This window comes from Ammoniphilus soli (assembly GCF_040813775.1).
The window spans coordinates 180,932-199,700 of the sequence record NZ_JBEGDL010000005.1 but is presented as its reverse complement, the minus strand read 5'-3'; the positions used below and the strand labels follow the sequence as shown (position 1 = coordinate 199,700).

General features: G+C 45.3%; 24 protein-coding genes. 4 read left to right on the top strand and 20 right to left on the bottom strand.

The window, feature by feature from the left end; all coding sequences use genetic code 11:
* Positions 1-8: 8 nt before the first annotated feature.
* The 7 genes from ABLT31_RS13050 to folE all read right to left on the bottom strand — a co-directional run bounded on the left by ABLT31_RS13050 (position 9) and on the right by folE (position 4,695).
* Positions 9-851, bottom strand: coding sequence for a menaquinone biosynthesis protein (locus ABLT31_RS13050; RefSeq protein ID WP_367752152.1), 843 nt, complete (start codon positions 849-851; stop codon positions 9-11).
* Positions 852-853: 2 nt separating this feature from the next.
* Positions 854-1,447 (bottom strand): UbiX family flavin prenyltransferase, encoded by a 594-nt coding sequence (locus ABLT31_RS13045; protein ID WP_367752150.1) that lies wholly within the window; start codon positions 1,445-1,447, stop codon positions 854-856.
* On the bottom strand, positions 1,444-2,307 hold the full coding sequence (locus tag ABLT31_RS13040; protein ID WP_367752148.1) for a UbiA-like polyprenyltransferase: 864 nt from the start codon (positions 2,305-2,307) through the stop codon (positions 1,444-1,446). The genes ABLT31_RS13045 and ABLT31_RS13040 overlap by 4 nt, the downstream gene beginning before the upstream one ends.
* A gap of 41 nt (positions 2,308-2,348) precedes the next feature.
* Positions 2,349-3,119 (bottom strand): heptaprenyl diphosphate synthase component 1, encoded by a 771-nt coding sequence (locus ABLT31_RS13035; protein WP_367752146.1) that lies wholly within the window; start codon positions 3,117-3,119, stop codon positions 2,349-2,351.
* 98 nt (positions 3,120-3,217) lie between these two features.
* Positions 3,218-3,733: a hypothetical protein gene (locus ABLT31_RS13030; protein WP_367752144.1), complete on the bottom strand. Its 516-nt coding sequence runs from the start codon at positions 3,731-3,733 to the stop codon at positions 3,218-3,220.
* 137 nt (positions 3,734-3,870) lie between these two features.
* Complete coding sequence (mtrB, locus tag ABLT31_RS13025) at positions 3,871-4,092, bottom strand: trp RNA-binding attenuation protein MtrB (protein WP_367752142.1); 222 nt, start codon at positions 4,090-4,092, stop codon at positions 3,871-3,873.
* Positions 4,093-4,131: 39 nt separating this feature from the next.
* Positions 4,132-4,695, bottom strand: coding sequence for a GTP cyclohydrolase I FolE (folE, locus tag ABLT31_RS13020; protein WP_367752141.1), 564 nt, complete (start codon positions 4,693-4,695; stop codon positions 4,132-4,134).
* A 306-nt stretch (positions 4,696-5,001) separates the two neighbouring features.
* Here folE and ABLT31_RS13015 point away from each other — a divergent pair, with 306 nt between their 5' ends.
* Both ABLT31_RS13015 and ABLT31_RS13010 read left to right on the top strand, forming a co-directional pair.
* Positions 5,002-5,946, top strand: coding sequence for a COX15/CtaA family protein (locus ABLT31_RS13015; protein WP_367752139.1), 945 nt, complete (start codon positions 5,002-5,004; stop codon positions 5,944-5,946).
* Positions 5,939-7,108: an MFS transporter gene (locus tag ABLT31_RS13010; RefSeq protein WP_367752137.1), complete on the top strand. Its 1,170-nt coding sequence runs from the start codon at positions 5,939-5,941 to the stop codon at positions 7,106-7,108. The genes ABLT31_RS13015 and ABLT31_RS13010 overlap by 8 nt, the downstream gene beginning before the upstream one ends.
* A 370-nt stretch (positions 7,109-7,478) precedes the next feature.
* Here ABLT31_RS13010 and ABLT31_RS13005 read toward each other — a convergent pair whose 3' ends face one another.
* The 5 genes from ABLT31_RS13005 to ABLT31_RS12985 all read right to left on the bottom strand — a co-directional run bounded on the left by ABLT31_RS13005 (position 7,479) and on the right by ABLT31_RS12985 (position 10,997).
* Positions 7,479-7,757, bottom strand: coding sequence for an HU family DNA-binding protein (locus ABLT31_RS13005; protein WP_367752135.1), 279 nt, complete (start codon positions 7,755-7,757; stop codon positions 7,479-7,481).
* 295 nt (positions 7,758-8,052) lie between these two features.
* The gene (gene spoIVA / locus ABLT31_RS13000; RefSeq protein WP_367752133.1) at positions 8,053-9,531 is read right to left on the bottom strand and encodes a stage IV sporulation protein A; all 1,479 of its coding nucleotides are present in this window, start codon (positions 9,529-9,531) and stop codon (positions 8,053-8,055) included.
* A gap of 221 nt (positions 9,532-9,752) precedes the next feature.
* The gene (locus tag ABLT31_RS12995) at positions 9,753-10,481 is read right to left on the bottom strand and encodes a hypothetical protein (RefSeq protein WP_367752131.1); all 729 of its coding nucleotides are present in this window, start codon (positions 10,479-10,481) and stop codon (positions 9,753-9,755) included.
* Position 10,482: 1 nt separating this feature from the next.
* Positions 10,483-10,830, bottom strand: a complete 348-nt coding sequence (locus tag ABLT31_RS12990; protein ID WP_367752129.1) for a 2Fe-2S iron-sulfur cluster-binding protein — start codon at positions 10,828-10,830, stop codon at positions 10,483-10,485.
* Positions 10,827-10,997: a DUF2768 family protein gene (locus tag ABLT31_RS12985; RefSeq protein WP_367752127.1), complete on the bottom strand. Its 171-nt coding sequence runs from the start codon at positions 10,995-10,997 to the stop codon at positions 10,827-10,829. Before ABLT31_RS12985 ends, ABLT31_RS12990 begins: the two co-directional genes overlap by 4 nt.
* A gap of 153 nt (positions 10,998-11,150) precedes the next feature.
* Between ABLT31_RS12985 and ABLT31_RS12980 the strand changes: the two genes are divergently transcribed.
* Positions 11,151-11,501 carry a hypothetical protein gene (locus tag ABLT31_RS12980; protein ID WP_367752125.1) on the top strand — a complete coding sequence of 117 codons (351 nt, stop codon included), beginning with the start codon at positions 11,151-11,153 and terminating at the stop codon, positions 11,499-11,501.
* 164 nt (positions 11,502-11,665) lie between these two features.
* Here the strand turns inward: ABLT31_RS12980 and ABLT31_RS12975 are convergent, their stop codons facing one another.
* From ABLT31_RS12975 to ABLT31_RS12945, 7 genes are all read right to left on the bottom strand, one after another.
* Complete coding sequence (locus tag ABLT31_RS12975) at positions 11,666-12,700, bottom strand: NAD(P)H-dependent glycerol-3-phosphate dehydrogenase (RefSeq protein WP_367752123.1); 1,035 nt, start codon at positions 12,698-12,700, stop codon at positions 11,666-11,668.
* Positions 12,701-12,705: 5 nt separating this feature from the next.
* Positions 12,706-13,302, bottom strand: coding sequence for a glycerol-3-phosphate 1-O-acyltransferase PlsY (plsY, locus tag ABLT31_RS12970; RefSeq protein ID WP_367752121.1), 597 nt, complete (start codon positions 13,300-13,302; stop codon positions 12,706-12,708).
* A gap of 41 nt (positions 13,303-13,343) precedes the next feature.
* Complete coding sequence (gene der / locus ABLT31_RS12965) at positions 13,344-14,663, bottom strand: ribosome biogenesis GTPase Der (RefSeq protein WP_367752119.1); 1,320 nt, start codon at positions 14,661-14,663, stop codon at positions 13,344-13,346.
* 69 nt (positions 14,664-14,732) lie between these two features.
* A complete protein-coding gene (locus ABLT31_RS12960; protein WP_367752117.1) occupies positions 14,733-14,927 on the bottom strand; it encodes a capping complex subunit for YIEGIA in 195 nt (64 codons plus the stop codon).
* A gap of 11 nt (positions 14,928-14,938) precedes the next feature.
* Positions 14,939-15,817 carry a YIEGIA family protein gene (locus tag ABLT31_RS12955; RefSeq protein WP_367752115.1) on the bottom strand — a complete coding sequence of 293 codons (879 nt, stop codon included), beginning with the start codon at positions 15,815-15,817 and terminating at the stop codon, positions 14,939-14,941.
* A 17-nt stretch (positions 15,818-15,834) separates the two neighbouring features.
* Positions 15,835-16,458: a YphA family membrane protein gene (locus ABLT31_RS12950; RefSeq protein WP_367752113.1), complete on the bottom strand. Its 624-nt coding sequence runs from the start codon at positions 16,456-16,458 to the stop codon at positions 15,835-15,837.
* Positions 16,459-16,588: 130 nt separating this feature from the next.
* The gene (locus tag ABLT31_RS12945; protein WP_367752111.1) at positions 16,589-17,404 is read right to left on the bottom strand and encodes a YfkD family protein; all 816 of its coding nucleotides are present in this window, start codon (positions 17,402-17,404) and stop codon (positions 16,589-16,591) included.
* A gap of 137 nt (positions 17,405-17,541) precedes the next feature.
* On the opposite strand from ABLT31_RS12945, the gene ABLT31_RS12940 reads away from it, so the two are divergent.
* Positions 17,542-17,676 carry a hypothetical protein gene (locus tag ABLT31_RS12940; protein WP_367752109.1) on the top strand — a complete coding sequence of 45 codons (135 nt, stop codon included), beginning with the start codon at positions 17,542-17,544 and terminating at the stop codon, positions 17,674-17,676.
* Positions 17,677-17,696: 20 nt separating this feature from the next.
* Here the strand turns inward: ABLT31_RS12940 and fni are convergent, their stop codons facing one another.
* On the bottom strand, positions 17,697-18,761 hold the full coding sequence (fni, locus tag ABLT31_RS12935) for a type 2 isopentenyl-diphosphate Delta-isomerase (RefSeq protein ID WP_367752107.1): 1,065 nt from the start codon (positions 18,759-18,761) through the stop codon (positions 17,697-17,699).
* Positions 18,762-18,769 lie beyond the last annotated feature (8 nt).

The window sequence follows — 18,769 nt, the reverse complement described above, 5'->3', positions numbered from 1 at the left end:
CGTTCACCCTAAGTTATTTTCGCACTGGCACCCCATGTATTCACTTCAACAGGTCTTGACAACAAACCCAATTCGGAAGCGCAGTGAAAATAATATTCCAGCCCTCTCTTCTGTTCTGATTGGAAATCATAACATAGCCCCGAAAAATACTCTCGCCAAAACTCGCTGGTCCCTCTGAATACGCTTTGGGCATGATTAATGATATGATCCAATTGCTCCAACCCTTGTTTCTTTGATCTAAGAAACTCCCGATGAATTTCGCCGAGCAATCCAGGGTCAGAAACTACTGTGTCTTTTCTTACCGTCCATAAGGCAAAGGTCATCCACATCCCTGTATGTTTATACCACATTTCCCCCAAATCGTAAACATAATATCCTGGATTGCTCCACTTGGCCAAGAGAGCATCATCTCCGATTAATAAAGCTGCATCGTGACTATCCATCATACTGGCTAAGTCAGGCATCATGGTTTGGTAATGCGGCATGCATCCCTGAAATTTCTCCAAAATTACTTTCAGTAAGTTTACTGAGGTTGCCGACGTGTTGGTTAAAGCTATTCTAGGTTCTTTTAGTTGTTCTATAGGCTCCTTGGTAAATAAAAAAATCGACCCCACCGGGCCAAGCGCACTTACGGAAAGATCCGCCAACACCTGGTATTCCGCTTCATTTTCCGCATACGCAAAGGAGGACACGGGTCCCAGATCAATCTCCCCAGCTGCCAATTGGCGGTTTAGCACCGCCGGGACTTTTTCAGTGAAGGTCGCTCGTCCTTCAAACATGGTGTCACGAAAAAAATAAAATACGGGCAGTACGTTTGAATAAGCGATTTTCCCTATCTTTATTCGACTCATGCTCATTCCCCCCATCTCCGGAAAAGGGAGTGCGGAACTTGAAGGCTGTCTAAAGCCTTACCCACTACAAAATGAACCAAATCCTCCATGGTTTCCGGCTTTTGATAAAATCCAGGCATAGCTGGAACAATTCGTGCACCATGCTGGGAAAGCTTCAACAGGTTTTCCAGGTGAATCGTATTAAACGGGGTCTCGCGCGGTACCAAAACCAGTCTTCTGCCTTCCTTCAGCATCACATCGGCCGTCCGTTCGAGCAGGTTCCCGGATGCCCCATGCGCGATCCCGCTTACGGTTCCCATAGAACAAGGCACGATGATCATGGCGTCACATTGATAGGAACCTGAAGCGATTGGAGCGGTAAAGTCACGAAGCTGGTGGTAGTGAAGCTCTCCGGCTCCCTCCTGCATGAAGTGGGCAGCCAGCACGAGATCACGGTCTTCGGTATTCCAGCCCAGTTCCTCCTGAAATACTTGCCACCCAGCCTCCGTAATCACAAGGTGAACCTTATGATCCTGTTTTAGCAGCTCCTGGGTCAAACGAACACCATAGATAGCCCCGCTTGCTCCAGTAATTCCAACTACAAATATTTTTCTCATTTCATCACCAAGTCCAAGATTGTAAAGGCAAAAACCACCACGCTTAATATGCCATTCATCGTAAAAAATGCTGTGTTAAGTTTTGACAAGTCGTGAGGGGATACCAATCGATGCTCATAGAAAAGAATAACGGCTGCAACGATCAGTCCTATGGCAAACCAGAGACTGAGATCCGTTAAGATATATAACGTTATAAATCCGATGAGGGTAACCATGTGGAACCCTCTTGCCATATTTAGTGCCTTGGCTACACCAAATCGACTTGGAATAGAAAACAGCCCATTCCGCTTATCGAAATCAATGTCTTGGCAAGCATAGATGACGTCAAAACCGGCTGTCCATAAGGCCACCGTAGCGAAAAGCAGGATCCCAAGGAGATCAACCTGACCTGTCGTCGCCACCCATCCGCCTAATGGTGCCAGACCGATAGCAACACCGAGAACCAAATGGCAAGCCCATGTAAACCGCTTCGTGTAGGAATACAAGACGAGAACAAAAACAGCAAGCGGCAGCAATTTTACAGCTAACATATTCAACTGAAAGGCAGCAAAAAATAACAGCGCAAAAGAACCAATAATGAAGACATAGACTTCCTTCGCCGAAAGCAAGCCAACCGGAATAGCCCGAGTTGCCGTACGGGGATTCTTGGCATCAATGACCCGATCAATCACCCGGTTTAAAGCCATAGCAGCACTTCGGGCCCCTACCATAGCCACAGTTATCCAAAAAACTTGAGATAGGCTTGGCCATGTGCCATTGACCACCATGCTTCCCAAAATGGCTCCCATGTATGCAAATGGCAAAGCAAAAATAGTATGCTCAAATTTAATCATTTCTAAGATAATTTTGAGTTTGTTCATGTTGCTTTTGACCCCTTCTCTCCATTCCTCAAATGAACACCCTATTGTATTGCGACACGTCCCTGCGGGAAATAAGCCTCTAGAAGCTCTCCAACGCCCTGTTTTACTTCTTCCTTCTGAACGTATGCTAGGGTGTTTTTAATTTCCTTCGCCGTCTGCTCAATTTTTGTTTGAATAAGCGAAAGTGTTTCTTCTTCCTGTTTTTCTTTTTGGGCTTGTCCCCAACGCAGCTCATACCAACCGTTCCTTAGTCTTTCTAGAAGGCTGAACTTTTCAATCAGCCCTCGCCAGATCGAATCTAAATCGGCAGAAAACCGAGGGATGAAGCTTGTATATAAAGCTGAATCTATCTCATTCCTCAATTTCAGGCTATCCTCAATAGACAACTGAGGTTGCGTATAAAGCTTCGTCTTGACTTCATTAATCTGGTAAATTGACCTAGCCAGTTCTTTGATTAATGCAACATCCCCGAGCTTTGCTAGTAAAAAGTAATATTTGCTGCTGAAAAAGTCACCCGCCAAAACGGAAAGCTGCCTGTTGCGGATCCCTTTTTCACTATACTGCGGGAGCAACGTCACTTCTTCATGACAATCCAGCCCCATCTGGATAAGAACAGTAGAAACGATATAATGCCTGATTTGCTCGTGCGGTACATCGGAATCGTGCAGAAACAAAAAAAGGACCTGCATCCGCAACAAGGGGATGGAGGGGATTTCCACGTAGCGCTGAACATAGTCACACTTTATATGTTTATTCACTTCTTCTACTATAGCCTTCAGTTCTTCACGGAATAAACTTGTCGTTAGTATCATAACTTTTCCCCCAAAATGACAATGGATACAGTATAACATACAGCTAAACGTATTGACACTAACGTTATTATATCTTTAATGACATTAAATTTTAAGAATCATTTTTGAATGTTGGCCTTCCAAAGTACACCATACGATAAGTTCGTATATTCTTGCAAAAATGCCTTTTTGTCTGTAACCGATTCTAGAGCGTTGAGCAGGGTATCGCTTTTATCGGCCGAAACCGCCAGAAGCACTTCATCCCTTCCCTTTTCATGGTAAAGAACCCGCACATACAGTCCTTCTACATTACTCGTGTACAGATAAGCTGATCTGACAGCAGAGAAAAGGTCCTTATATATATCCTCAACATAGATGGGCTTCTCCATTGCCGCTTTATAATCAATAAACAGATTGCCATTTTCCCATTTCACATGCGATATCGGCAGGCCAGTATCAAACATGGCCAATACATCCACCAAATTTTCTTCTTGCAGAACCATTGGGCTCACTCTTTTGAATACCGGGGCAAACCCTGCTTGCTGTTCCTTTTGGCTATCAGGAAGAACAGAAAGTAAGAAAGCAATTGTCGTAGAAAGGACTACGGCAAAGAATATATTGCGTGCTAATGGCATGGCAAAGCCACCCCCTCTCTGTACCATTGTACGAGAGGAGATAGCAATGTATGCCACCGAAAGAAAGTCAAGCCCGTCGGCATGGCTTAAAACAGGAAAAGAAAAACAGGCAAGTCGCCTGCTCGGGGTGGTGGTTTTTAGTCCTCACTTGTATCAATTGTCCCAAACTTAGTGTGGATAATCGCTTTTCCGCGAATCTTTACCGCTGAGGTGTGGTCCGTGAATTGGGCTATCATCACTTCGCCCTTATCCAGCTTTTCCGAATGATGGAAGCGAGTCGTTTCGCCTCTTGTTAACCCGATTACGTTTACCCCATTTTCCTTAGCTTTAATGATAAAATAATCGTTCGTCTCACTCACAAGGAACTCCTCCTAAACATTTTCTTTTCCTCATCCTTACTATCCCTTTATGAGACTGAAGACTTCGGCCCGAGCGGCTGCATCCTCTTCGAAACAACCTCTCACGGCGGAGGTGACTGTCTTTGATCCTGGCTTCTTCACTCCGCGCATCGTCATGCACATATGCTCCGCTTCTACTACAACCACAACGCCTTGTGGCTCTATCGTCTCCATAATAGAGTTCGCCACCAGAGAAGTAATCCGCTCCTGCAATTGCGGCCGTTTAGCGACAGCCTCAACTGCCCGGGCTAGTTTGCTTAGCCCCACTACTCTTCCCCCTTGAGGGATGTAGGCTACATGAGCGACACCAAAGAAAGGCACCAGGTGATGCTCGCAAGTTGAATAAAACGGAATATCTTTAACCAATACAATCTCTTCATGCGGTTCACTAAAGATCACCGAGAAGTATTCTTTTGGATCAATATGTAAGCCTTGAAAGATCTCTTCATACATTCTGGCTACTCTTGCTGGTGTATCTTGCAATCCTTCGCGGTCAGGATTCTCTCCAACCGCCTCAAGAATCATCCTTACTGCTTGTTGTATCTTTTCATGATCAACGTTCACTTATTCTTCCCTCCTATTGATCCCCCTCTTGACATATGTACCAAATCTCATTGTACCAGACATGTCAAATGGCGAACCAATTTTCGCCCCAAAACTCAATCTCATAATAGCACCTGCTCATAAAAATTGCAAAAAAGATATGTGTTCTCTAAAATACAATATTGGATAGAAAAACTTATTAACAATGAGGGATGCAACTGCTAAAATGAAAGATGGCATTTTTCTCTTCTATAAAGTGTTAACCTCATATATGACCCGGTCTATTGACCGTAATCCGGCGTCTTTGCCAGAAAGAAGGTAAGTTAGATGAATAAAGGATTGAAATGGGTGTCTGTGCTGACCACCGTGGGCATGTTCATTGTGCTGATCATGGGTTCCCTCGTTACGAAAACCGGCTCCGGGCAAGGCTGTGGTGAAACTTGGCCGTTATGCCATGGTCAGTTCGCGCCATTGGACAACCTTGAGTCTTTGATTGAATACAGCCATCGCGCCGTTTCAGGTGTCCTTGGCATCTTAGTAACGTTACAATCCGTATGGGCTTGGAGGAAGCTAGGACATAAGCGTGGAGTCAAAGCCTTTGCCTTTGGGGGTTTTTTCTTTACTTTTCTGCAAGCTTTGCTTGGCGCAGCTGCAGTTGTCTGGGGACAATCATCCGCTGTTCTGGCGCTGCACTTCGGCTTTTCACTTACAGCCTTTGCCAGCGTTCTTCTCTTAACCATTCTAGTGTTTGAAGGGAACCTGCTAAAGCCCCGTAAGCTTGCTCCGATCTCTTCTCGCTTAAGGAACTCCATCTGGTGGCTTGCGGTATACTGCTACGGAGTTGTTTATTTAGGAGCCTATGTACGCCACACGAAAACGGGACTAGGCTGTACTACATGGCCTACCTGCAACGGATCCTGGCTTCCGGATCTAACCGGTTGGGGGCCTGTTGCTATTCAATTCATCCACAGAGTGGCTGCCTTTATTTTCCTTCTTCTTGTCATTTGGCTAACCTCTGTGATCGCAAAGCATTATCGTCATCGAAGAGATTTATATTATGGTACGATTCTAGTATTGACGTTTACCATACTGCAAGTTCTAAGCGGTGGTTACGTGGTATTGTCCCGCCTTGCACTCGTTCCGTCACTCATTCACAACTCTATTATTGCTGGCTTGTTTGGAGTAATCTGTTACCTCTGCTTCCAATCCTTGCCTTACAGTCCTGCCGTAGAGACTGAATCTGAAAATAAAAAGGGGGCCATACATGGATAAGCGAATATTCACCGTCATGGTGATTCTAGTGACCATCTTTATCGGATTTGGAATGATTATCCCTGTTCTTCCCAATATGGTGGAGGACGCTCAAGCTGCACCTTATCATCTGGGGTTGATGCTTTCTCTCTATTCAGCTATGTCATTCTTCTTATCACCAGTTTGGGGCGGTCTCTCCGATTCATTCGGGCGTCGCCCCATCATTATGATCGGTGTATTGGGCTTCAGCGTCAGCTTTTTTCTATTCGGCATCTCTGAACAGAATCTATGGATGATGTATGCTTCCCGTCTTTTGGGAGGAGCCTTTTCCGGAGCAGCCACAGCTTGCTGCATAGCCTATATCGCCGATATCACGACAGAAGATAACCGGACCAAAGGCATGGGTTTAGCCGGAATGTCCATTGGTCTTGGTTTCATATTCGGACCGGCCTTTGGCGGACTATTGAGTGTTTTCGGTATGGCGATTCCTTTTTTTGCCGCTTCCTTGCTTTCTCTAGGGACTCTTGGATTTGCTTGGATCGTGCTGAAGGAATCCCATCACCCAGACAAAACATCGCGCCCTGCAAAACGAGAATCCCGCTGGAAAGCTTTTGCCGGCCCACTCAAGCATCTTTACATCTTGTCTTTCCTCGTTTCCTTTACCTTAGCCGGTTTAGAAAGCACCCTCCAGTATTTTCAAATGAGCAAGATCGGTGCTTCCTCCTTGGAAATGGGATTGATGTTTGCGATTAGCGGGATTGCTGGGGCCATTATACAAGGGTACGTGGTACGCAAGAAAATAAAAAAAGGAAAAGAAAGTACAGCCATTCTCATCGGACTCGTGGTCTCCGGCATCGGCTTTCTCCTTATTCTCCTTTCGATGGACTTTTGGACTGCAGCGCTTTTTGTTACCGTCTTCGGCATTGGCAATGCCTTAATCCGGCCTTGTGTAACTTCGCTCGTTACGCAAAAGTCTACGGTTGGACACGGTGTCGCTTCCGGTCTGATTTCTTCCATGGATAGCTTAGGGCGAATTTTAGGACCCATTACAGGTACATTGCTCTATCATTACAATATGAATTATCCATTCCTGTTCGGAGGAGCCATACTGCTCATGGCCGTTTCTCTGGTCTATTCCTATCGTGCAGCAGATAAGGATTACATATTTTCAAAAGCAACCTAGTGTTGCCACTAGCCAAAAAAGCCCCAAAACTTGTTTTTGGGGCTTTTTTTATAGACAAAGGAGTGAAATGTTTTTCCCAGTAGAAGGCGGGTTTCAGATAACAGGTGAAAGTCCGGTTAATTTTTAAAACGGGGACTTTTTGGCGAAAATTAGCGGAGAAAATCCGGTTATCTCTCTAAAACACTAAAAAATATCATGATTTTGAGGTTTAGTCGGAAAAACTCCCGTTATCATCCAAACCCCTGAAAATTCAACCTATAGTTAATCGACAGTCTCGAATATCCACCGATTTCAAACCCATTCACCTTTCAAACAAAAAAATCCACACCATAAAGGTGCAGATTTCATCCACTTATGTAAGTCTTTAGTTCTATTCGCCGGCAACGGAATCCTTAAGGCTCTTTCCCGGCTTAAAAGCTGGGATTTTGCTAGCTGCGATTTCGATTTCTTCGCCGGTTTGCGGGTTGCGGCCTTTGCGTGCTGCTCTCTCGCGAACCTCAAAGTTACCAAAACCAATAAGTTGAACCTTATCTCCATTTTTAAGAGCGTTTTCTATAGCATCGAACACGGCATCAACTGCTTTTGTAGCATCCTTCTTAGTTAATTCAGCTGTTTCAGCTACATAAGAAATAAGTTCTGTCTTATTCATTGTTTCACCTCCTCCCAATGAGTTGGCCTTATGGTACTTTCTTTAACCAATTGCACTTAAATTATACCTATTCGCTGGAAATTCCTCAAAAAAAGGGAATTTACTTCTTTTAAAGCAACTGCAGCGGCTTTTAAACAAGCTATTCTAACAGTTAACATGCTTTATATTAATATAGAAAACCGTTAAATTCAAGGATTTTTCTCATCAAATATGGATATTCCACCAAATTTTTGACTAGACTAAAAAGCAAAAGACCTCCATCGATTGACGGAAGCCTTAGATAACCAATATTTATCTATAGTATAATAGCAATCAAACCACCTGAGCCCTCATTAATGATTCGCTGAAGAGTCTCTTGGAGCTTATAGCGGGCATTTTCCGGCATCATGCCAAGCTTTGCCGAGATCCCCTCGTTCACTATAGAGTTAAGGGAGCGCCCGAATATATCAGAATTCCAGATGCTAAGCGGATCTTCCTCAAAGTCCTGCATGAGGTAGCGGACCAGCTCTTCGCTTTGCTTCTCCGTCCCGATAATAGGGGAGAATTCCGATTCCACATCGACTCGAATCATATGAATCGATGGAGCCGTTGCTTTCAAGCGCACCCCGAACCGGCTTCCCTGGCGAATGATCTCTGGCTCATCCAGCGTCATTTCTGCAATGGATGGCGGTGCAATTCCGTAGCCCGTCTGGCGCACCATATTTAAGGCAACCGCTACCCGGTCGTACTCTCGTTTAGCGTGAGAGAACTCCTGCATCAGCTGAAGCAGATGATCCTTCCCGCGAATCTCTACACCAACGACTTCCACTAGAATCTGATCGTAGAGGTAATCGGGCGCATACAAGTCGATTTCGGCGATTCCCTGCCCCATATTCATGTCGGATAAAGATGCTTTCTCTATGAACTCATACTCACTAAAATGACCGACAACTCGATCTACATCACGGAGACGACGAATTTCCTTAACCGTCTCCCGCACACTCTCTTCATAATTTTGGCGAAGCCAGTGATCATCGTGAAGCACCATCACCCAGCTCGGTAAATTTACGTTTACTTCATGTACCGGGAATTCAAACAGCACCTCTCTCAGGGTGGCCATGGCATCGGCTTCCACCATGTCATCTACACTCATGACCAGAACCGGCACATCATGCTTTTCAATCAGCTGGTTACGCAATTCTTGCGCTTCCTTGCGGTCTGGATGAAGCGAGTTCACGACAACGATGAACGGCTTCCCTACCTCTTTTAATTCCGCAATGACCCTCTCTTCTGCTTCTACATATCCTTCTCGGGGGATTTCCGCAATTGATCCGTCTGTCGTAATCACCACACCTAAAGTGGAGTGATCCTGAACGACCTTGCGTGTCCCGATTTCAGCTGCTTCCTCAAAGGGAATCGGCTCGTCATACCAAGGTGTATTAATCATGCGGGGACCATTTTCATCCTCGTAGCCTTTGGCTCCATTGACGGCATACCCCACGCAGTCTACAAGGCGCACATTCACTTCCAACCCATCTGCCACAAGTATTTCCACAGCCTGATTAGGAACGAATTTTGGCTCTGTGGTCATAATTGTGCGTCCAGATGCACTTTGTGGCAGTTCATCTTTTGCTCGGGCCCGATCTGTTTCGCTCTTGATGTTTGGCAATACCACGAGTTCCATAAACCGCTTGATAAAAGTAGACTTTCCGGTACGGACAGGACCAACGACGCCTATGTAGATGTCTCCACCCGTCCGTTCTGCAATGTCTTTGAAAATATCTACTCGTTCCACCTATTTACCTCCCTTTCAAAAATCAGTGTTTTGTACAATGACTCTTGGATAGATTAGGACACTATCAATATATGAGGATGTGATGGAATTATGATCAAATCTTTAAACAAAAAGAGCAATTGACAAGGCAATTGCTCTTCTGGATCACCGATCGCACCCCTCTGCCTCTATAAATCATCCTATGGCATGGACTACGAGTCTATGACTTTATTTTTATAAAATTACTGGTTACTGGCCAAAGTAGGGATACCATCAATCAATACATAAGGAAATGACTTTACCGGGACATATAGTGAATTTTCCGGAATGAGGGATCGAATATCCTTATCTGCCGGTATCTCTCCCTGGATGCCGCTTAAAATTTGCTTCAAATCTTCACCGTAATCTATCCCCACCACCCCTGCCGCAGACATAATCACGGGCAGGCTGTTGCCTGTTATAGGACTTTCTATCGCGTCTTTCCCTTTCGCTACGCCAATTTTCCTCAAGTCAATTTGAAAATAGCCAGGCTGTACTACCCCAGCCACAGGCAAGCTTTTATTCTTATCAAAGTAGCGCGTCACTCGCATCTGGATATCCGCAATATTCTCCACCATCTTCAGATCCAGCAGGCGAACAGTAGGTTGGACTTCGACGTCCGTCAGAACAAATAAATAGGAACCGCCTTGCTCAAAAGCTGCTCCAGGCGTATACGTCAGGTATTTGGGAACAAGCTGGTTAAACTGAATCACATATTTCTCAAATATCGGCGTGTCAGCTTCCTTGGTTGCAATGGGAAGGACACCGGTTTCCTCCCGGAATTGATCAATGGCATCTTGCACAAGCTGCACTTGCTGCATAGGCGGCAATTGGTTTTCCGCCCTTCTTTCTTCCGGGTACATGCACCCGGTTAATAGGATCATAATTAGCAAAAGCAAAACAGATAGTTTGACTAAGCTGCGTTTTTTCAATTTAAATCCCCTCATTCTCTTTCTGTTGCTGAATATGCTCTCTGACGGTTGTCTTCCAAGCCTCTTCTGGAACACGGACCCGAACAGCTCCATAAACCCTTGTCTGGCAAGCGAGACGATATCCGGTCTCCAAAGCTTCCTCCCCAATCATTCTTTGCTCTTGGGAAGAGGGCAGGGAAACCATAGCGTTTGGACTCATAATTTGAACTTTGCACGTGGTACATTGCCCATTGCCTCTGCATCGGTTCCGAATCGGGATTCTATTTTTCAAGGCCGCTTGAAGGAGATTTTCTCCTTTATTTAGCGAAACGGTTTTACCCTTAGGTTGAAATTCAACTTTAATTCTCATAATAGAACAACTAAAATAAGGAGCAAGGATGGAATTAACAACAGAAAGGCAAAGGTAGATACCAGAATGCGGGGTATACCTGATAGCTTATTGCGGGCAAATATAATGGCAATATTCGCTAAAAACATTAATCCCATGGCAACGAAAGACGACATTTCTTTATCCATTTCTTCACTTTCCTTCTTTCTTTATTCATCGCTCCTATTATAGCATAACTTGGACGCAAAGCACCTTCTCGCCTAATTTTGAATAGAATACATCGAAAAAGATTTACTAAAGGGGTGCTAGATTCTCTTATGTCCCACAATGATTGGAGAAACATGCAACCGGAAAGGCAAAGCAGTCCCAAGCCGCCCTCTGCCGCTAGCCCACTGAACCTTGATGACCCTTTGGAGTCATCGCCTTCGACTCTGATTCAAGTCAGTGAACAAATGCGCACGGTTAGACAACATCTTCAGGAACTGGAAGCATCGCTTGTAACACTGTCCAGCATCATCGAGGCTATGAAGCAAAGCAGGCGCACATCGGCCCATCGCGGAAGATGGGATACGGACCTCATAAAAGATCTGCAGAACCTCGACTTTAAGCAAGTCATGAGTCTCCTTCAATCCCCTCTTGTGCAAGACTTAGTCGAATTCTTAGCGCAGGAAGAGGCAAGGAAGCAAAAGTAAGAGGGGTAACGGAATCCGTTACCCCTCTTTGACTGTAACCTTGCCTGTTAAAGGCTGCGTTTATTTTGAACCCAATATATCCTATGTGGACGCTTTAAAGTCTGCAACATAGACGGTAGCCCATTATTTCAAATTCTTTTGTAAAATCACCCTGCTATGATATGTCACTGATACTTATTGTGTGCGATCTCCTCGACTTCGTGCCGCTGAGGGCGCCCCATTAATTCCTCGACAGCAAGTCGAGGCAATTTTCCTTCAAATAACACTCGGTATAATTCACGGGTAATGGGCATTTCCACACCAATGCGCTCAGCTAATTCATAAGCCGCTTTGGTTGTTTTCACTCCCTCAACCACCATACCCATCTTTTCCAATACCTCTTCAAGCGACATCCCCTGACCCAGAAGATTTCCGGCTCTCCAATTCCGGCTATGCTTGCTTGTACAGGTTACAATCAAGTCCCCTACGCCCGCTAAGCCAGAAAACGTTAAAGGATCAGATCCGATATGAACGCCCAAACGGCTAATTTCTGCAAGTCCGCGCGTCATCAAAGCGGCTTTGGCATTGTCCCCAAAACCTAGCCCATCGGATAAACCTGCACCTAAGGCAATAATATTTTTGAGGGAACCGCCTAATTCCAATCCTATCACGTCCGGGTTCGTATAAACCCGAAAATAACCATTCATGAACAAGTCTTGAGCTTCTTCTGCCGCATCGATTGGCTGGGAGGCCACGACTACAGTCGTCGGTGACTTGCGGCTTACTTCTTCCGCATGGCTAGGGCCAGATAAGACTACCATTCGATTATGATGAGAAGGCGGCAGCTCTTCCTTCAGCACCTCTGTAATGCGCTTATAAGTGCCTAGCTCGAGCCCTTTGACAGCGTGTATGAGGAGAGCGCCTGCACTTAAGTAAGGAGCAATTTTTCGCGCAATCTCTCGGATGCCATGAGAAGGGACTACGAGTAGGATTACTTCCTTTCCTTGAACCACTTCTTCTAAGTGGTTGGAGCAAACAATAGATTCCGGCAACTCAATACCAGGCAAATACTTACTGTTTGTATGCCTCTCATTTATTTCCTCCGCTTGTTCGACACGTCGGGACCACATCTGAACGCGGTGTCCGTTATCGGTTAAGACCATAGCCAAAGCCGTTCCCCAGCTTCCTGCACCAATCAAACCAATGTCCAATCTGCTCATCCCCCTTATTTTTTGGATTGCCCCAATTTGCTTTCTGTCCCTTGAAGCAGACGGACAATGTTTTGGGAATGTCTAGCAAAACCAAGGACAGCAACGATCCCGGCCATCCAGATATACGCTTGAGGTTCTTCATAAACATACATGAATATCGGAATAAGAGCCAAAAATACCAAAGAACCTAAAGACACATAACGAGTAATGAAAATAACGGCTACTGTAATGAGTACAGACCAAAGAAACGAGATAAAGGAGAGAGTTGCGATGACCCCTATCGTGGTCGCTACTCCTTTTCCTCCCTTGAAACCAAAGAAAATGGGCCAATTATGGCCGAGGATAGCTGCCGCCCCGGCCAGTGCCGCTATTACATGATCACCATTGCTTATCCATAGGGCGAGCCAAACAGCAGCCATTCCCTTCAAGGCATCCAGAAGAAGGACCAGCATTCCTGGTCCTTTGCCTAGTACCCTCAGTGTGTTCGTTGCTCCCGCATTCCCGCTCCCATGATGTCTAATATCTATACCTGCTACCTTCTTAGCAATAAGATAGCTAAAGCTAATCGACCCTAGCAGGTACCCTGCTGCGATAGCAATTACCGTATTCATCCCCTCAATCCTCTCCCTAAGCCTTTTTGCTTACACGGCACCTAATCCTCGGCTTTGCTTCTGGCGATAATCCGGATCGGTGTCCCTTCAAAAGGAAAAGCTTCTCTAATTCTATTCTCTATAAAACGCTGATATGAAAAATGCAATAGCTCCACATCATTTACAAACAAAACAAACGTTGGAGGTTTAACGGAAACTTGGGTAATATAGTTAATTCTTAACCTTCTTCCCTTATCCGACGGAGGCGGAGTCACTGTTGTCGCTTCATGCACGAGATCATTCAATACATTCGTTTGGATTCTCATTGCGTGCTGATCTGCCACGTCCTTTACCTTAGGGAGAATCTGATGGACACGCTGCTTGGTTTTGGCTGATACAAAAACGATAGGAGCGTATTCCATAAATAAGAAATGCTCGCGAAGCGTCCGTTCAAACTGATGAAGCGTCTTATCATCTTTTTCAATCGCATCCCATTTGTTCACTACAAATATAGCCGCTCGTCCCGCTTCGTGCGCATAGCCTGCAATTTTCTTGTCTTGCTCGATAATGCCTTCCTCTGCGTTGATGACGATTAAACACACATCAGATCGTTCGATTGCTCGAAGGGCACGCAACACGCTGTATTTTTCTGTTGACTCGTAGACCTTCCCCCGCTTTCGCACACCGGCTGTATCGATTAATACAAAATCTTGTCCTTCCCGGGTAAGCCTGGTATCAATCGCATCCCGCGTCGTTCCGGCAATATCGCTGACAATTACGCGTTCTTCCCCAAGCAAAGCGTTAACAAGCGAAGACTTGCCCACATTCGGACGGCCAATCAAGGATACGCGGATTACATCTTCATCATACTCTTCCTCGCTATCCTTCGGGAAATGCTTGATCACCTCATCGAGCAGGTCACCGATACCCAGCCCGTGAACGCTGGATATGCCGATCGGTTCCCCGAAGCCCAAAGCGTAAAATTCGTACATTTGATTCATCCGCTCAGGATTATCCGCCTTATTTACGCCTAATACTACGGGCTTTTTTGAACGGAATAGCATCTTTGCCACTTCTTCATCCGTACTGGTTATACCTGTAGTTGCATCTACGATAAGGACAATAACGTCAGCCTCGTCAATGGCTAGCTCTGCCTGATGACGAATATGTTCCAATAGCACGTCATGATCATCAAATGCAATACCGCCAGTATCAATCAGATGAAAATGGCGATCCAGCCACTCGGCCTTACTGTAAATGCGATCGCGCGTCACACCTGGTATATCTTCTACAATGGAGATCCTTTCTCCTACTATGCGATTAAATAATGTCGACTTTCCTACATTAGGTCTGCCGACGATAGCCACAACTGGATTAGCCATATTTCTCCAACCTCACTTTCAACCATCTATAATACTGGATTTTCCTCATTCTTGCAATATCGCCATGATTTAAAAATGCTTTACAAGAATTGTCGTATCATCGTTCAGCGTATGCGCCATGGCATCGAGAATTTTTTCCAAAGTGAAAGCCAGCTGCTGTAACTCTTTTTCATTTGCGGCAAAAAAAATGGGGGCACCTCCTGCCACTCGCTCCCGATTCATCGTCACCACAGCCAGTATGGTTTTTTCTATTGTTGTCCCCATCTTTACACCCCCTATTCATTTACCTTTGCTTCCAACGGCTTGCGGTAAACACTCTCCAATACGGGCACTCTTAGGATCGTCCCCTTAATTTTCCCTGGATCCTTAATTTGGGGCAGAAGGAAAATACCCAATCGACCATCATCTAGACTTCGCTTTATCAGCGGAACAAGTGAGGGCTCTCCCGAATCGCGATAGACTCCAAGTACGGTAGACACATCATGGAGAATGGCTTGCCTTTGCCCAAAGTTACCCAGTGTAACTACCCCATTGGCGTTCTTGGGCGTTAATATCATGCCTATTCCGTGCTGTTTAATCTTTTCTCTTGTATCCTCTAGCCCGATATTCATAATATAAATGTCATCGACATACAAATTTTGCCCTTCCATGCGAACATTTCCCTGTGTAACTTCCGCGATATCCGTAATATTCTTTCCGGACATGAAAATCTTATCGATCAGGAGTGTAGCTAGTCCTATGACGATTCCCCACTTCCAGCCAAAAAAGACCGAGACCGCAGTTGTGATGATAGAAGATAGCATTACGAGATAATTACGCCCTTCGAACACCATGGCAATTCCTTCTATGTATGCAGTACCCCGGGGAACGAGCTCCATTTGGTCAAGCTGCTGCAAGGTATTGCGTTCCATATTCCTTACATCGCGAAATTGTGAAGCGGCTAAGCCTAAGAAAGTAACGGCTGTGAAATCCTCTTCGATAAAAGCAGGCACGGCTACCGAACCTAATCCAGCCGCAATAACTCCTAAAGCAATATGAATCACATGTCCGTGCGGATAGGTCGGATAGGAACGATAATCCGTGCGCAGCATGAGCAAGCGGCTAAAGATGCCGACTATAATTCCCATCACCACTGCAGCCGTGTATTCTTCCATTCGTACTCACTCCCTTTCTAGCTTGTTGTCTCTGCCCTTTTTCGCTTCCATGCACTAGATCGCTTCGCATACTGAAGGATTAGGCGGGCTAAGATTAGCAAGTACAAGGCAATCCACCACGTATCCCTATGAAGAGGTGATCCGAGAAGATAATGTCCTGTTTTTTCCCATAAATACGCTTGATAGCAGATATCCCCTAAAACTAGTCCCAGGGTGAGTAACACAAATTGCTGCACAGGGGTCCTTGCTGCCACTAGAATGAGAACAAGGGCAAAACTTGCAATCATATAACTCTCTTGCATAAACATTAAAACGGGGTCTAAACGAAGAAGCAACTGCATCAGAAACACGGAAGCTCCTACCAAAAAGCTTGCGGTCAGCAAATGCAGACGGCTATTATCTCCCAGCTTGACCCATAGCCAGCCCCCTAAGCATAGTGGCAATAGAGCAGACATCACCGCAATCTGCCCATTACCCGGCAACTCGATCGTCCATCCCGTAAATAGCAACTCAAACACCAGAATAATAATCACCCACTTTTTATTCCAGTTATTTTCCGCAAAAAAACGGTCAAACAAGCCGATCCATAAAAACAGAAGCAAAAACCATAAGCCAATCAGGCCTAAAAATCCGTCATTCACTTGATTTATCCCCTCTCGGTGGCACATGTATTACTTTCATTATTCCTCAAAATGGACGAGAAAAAACAAGAAAACAAAGAAGTCTGAAACGTGCTTGCGACGTTCCAGACTCTGCAGCTATAATAGCTGTTCAATTTTGATTCGATTTGGGCTGATCGGACATCACATATTTAAACATCAGCTTGTCCTGAATCGGTATCCACGCACCGACTCCCTTGTGGGTTACATTTTTTATAATCAACTTTTTCTCTCCGCCTTGGATGTTTAAATAAACCTCACCATACGTAATGGTACCCTTTTCGCTAGCAGCTGGGACAAACGCATGCAGATAACCGATTTTCTTGGTTGGGACCCTCATGATGGTATCCTGCTTCGTTCCCTTTCCGACTGTACTTTGAAAGGCTAGATTAAGCCCCGTATTTTGTTTCGCTTTCGCAATCATCAGCTTTTTAACATCATCCTCGGCTAAAACCTCTGTGGTTAATCCTCCTACGGCCGTAAATTCTTCATTCTGTTCATAGGTCAGCTCGGTCGTTTCCCGACCGCCGCGGTTATCCAACTTGTTGATATTGGCTTCTTTATACTCCCAATTCACCGATGTTTCCTTGGATTCATAGTTTAAAGCCCAGTTTCCTAAATAGATATTGGCGCGAAATCCAATGGCCAATTTGGAGGGTTGAATGGTTGTTTCATTGAGCAGCCGAATTAAATTTGGATTCTCAATCCCATAATTGGTGGTCCTGAATAGTTCGGACGTTGTTGCACTCGGCTGTACGTATTCCGGATCCATACTGGGATTAGGGTACGTATTTTGCCTGGAAATGTCTTTTACTGTGTCGGGCACCTTAAGTTTTCCTGGTACCGCTGCTCCCACTCCCGGTTGCCCTAACAGCAAGGGAACAATGAGGAGAAGCGCAAAAAACGGGGGGAAAATCTTCTTAACCATATATATCCTCCTCTGCTTCATTTCACTCCTTTAAGTTCAGGTATAGTATTTGCCATTTCGATTGAAACATAAAAGAAAAGGGAAAAGGAAATAATTGTATAGGTAATAGGACTTGATTCCAATCACATAGGATATAAATGAAGGAGGTGACAGAGCAGATGGCTTTCTACACCACGGTCGTCAATTTATTGGGGATCAAAGTGCTTAAAAATGGAGAAGGACACCTCTTCATCAAGCTTGGCAGCGGAAAAATCCGCCCGCTTAAAGCTTAACTAAAAAGGCGAATCCATACTTAGGATTCGCCTCTTAACTTTCTTTTGCTTAACAATGTACAATCAATCCCTCGCATTATTGCCCAATGATAGGAATCTCCAGCTATCACTGCCGGGCAAGTCCTAAGGTCACTCACATCCATTGCCCCAACAGCAGCCATCACGAGAAGAAGCTGTTCATGAAGATGCTTTACAGCGAATTGGCTTTCCTGTTCAGTCATCTGCGTAACCAAGTGGAGGAAATACCCTGCCATTCCTACAGCGGATGCACCTAAAGCCAGCGACTTGGCCACTTCTAGTCCGTTACGGACCCCTCCCGTAGCCATGATGTCCACTCTATCCAGGAATAATGACGCTTCCAATAAGCTCTGCACTGTCGTCATTCCCCAGTCGTCCAACATGTCCAACGGAATTTCCCGACGCGCATTTTCAATTCGAGCAAAGTTCGTGCCTCCCGATCCGCCCACATCAATGGCAGAAATCCCCGTCTCCAATAGAAACTGAATGGACTCTTGGGACATACCAAAGCCAACTTCTTTAACGATCACAGGACAAGGAACGGCTTTTACAATCGCCTCAATTCGTTCCAGTACGCCACGAAAATCCCGATCCCCTTCAGGCATAATTAACTCCTGCATGATGTTTAAATGGATCTGCAATCCATCTGCCGCAATCATTTCAACGGCCTCCAGGGCTTGGTCCGGACTGGCTTCCGCACCTAAGTTAGCCAAAATAATCCCATCCGGATATTCTTCTCGAACGATCGTATAGGAATCCCGAACCGATGGGTCCTTGATCGCAGCCATCTGGGAGCCTACAGCCATAGCCAATTTGCCCGCCCGGGCAAGTCGGGCGAGCTTTTGGTTGATCTTATAGGTTTCCTTTGCCCCACCCGTCATGGCATTAATAACAATCGGCGAACTTAGAGAAAGTCCGCCGAAAGTCGTATCGAGTGATATATCGGAAACGATGGATTGTGGAATGCAGTTATGGACAAACTTCACGTCCTCAAAGCCTTGCCGGCCGCTTTGACCGGTTTGGATAGCAAACTTGATGTGATCGTTTTTTCTTGATGTCCTCTGCATTAAATAAA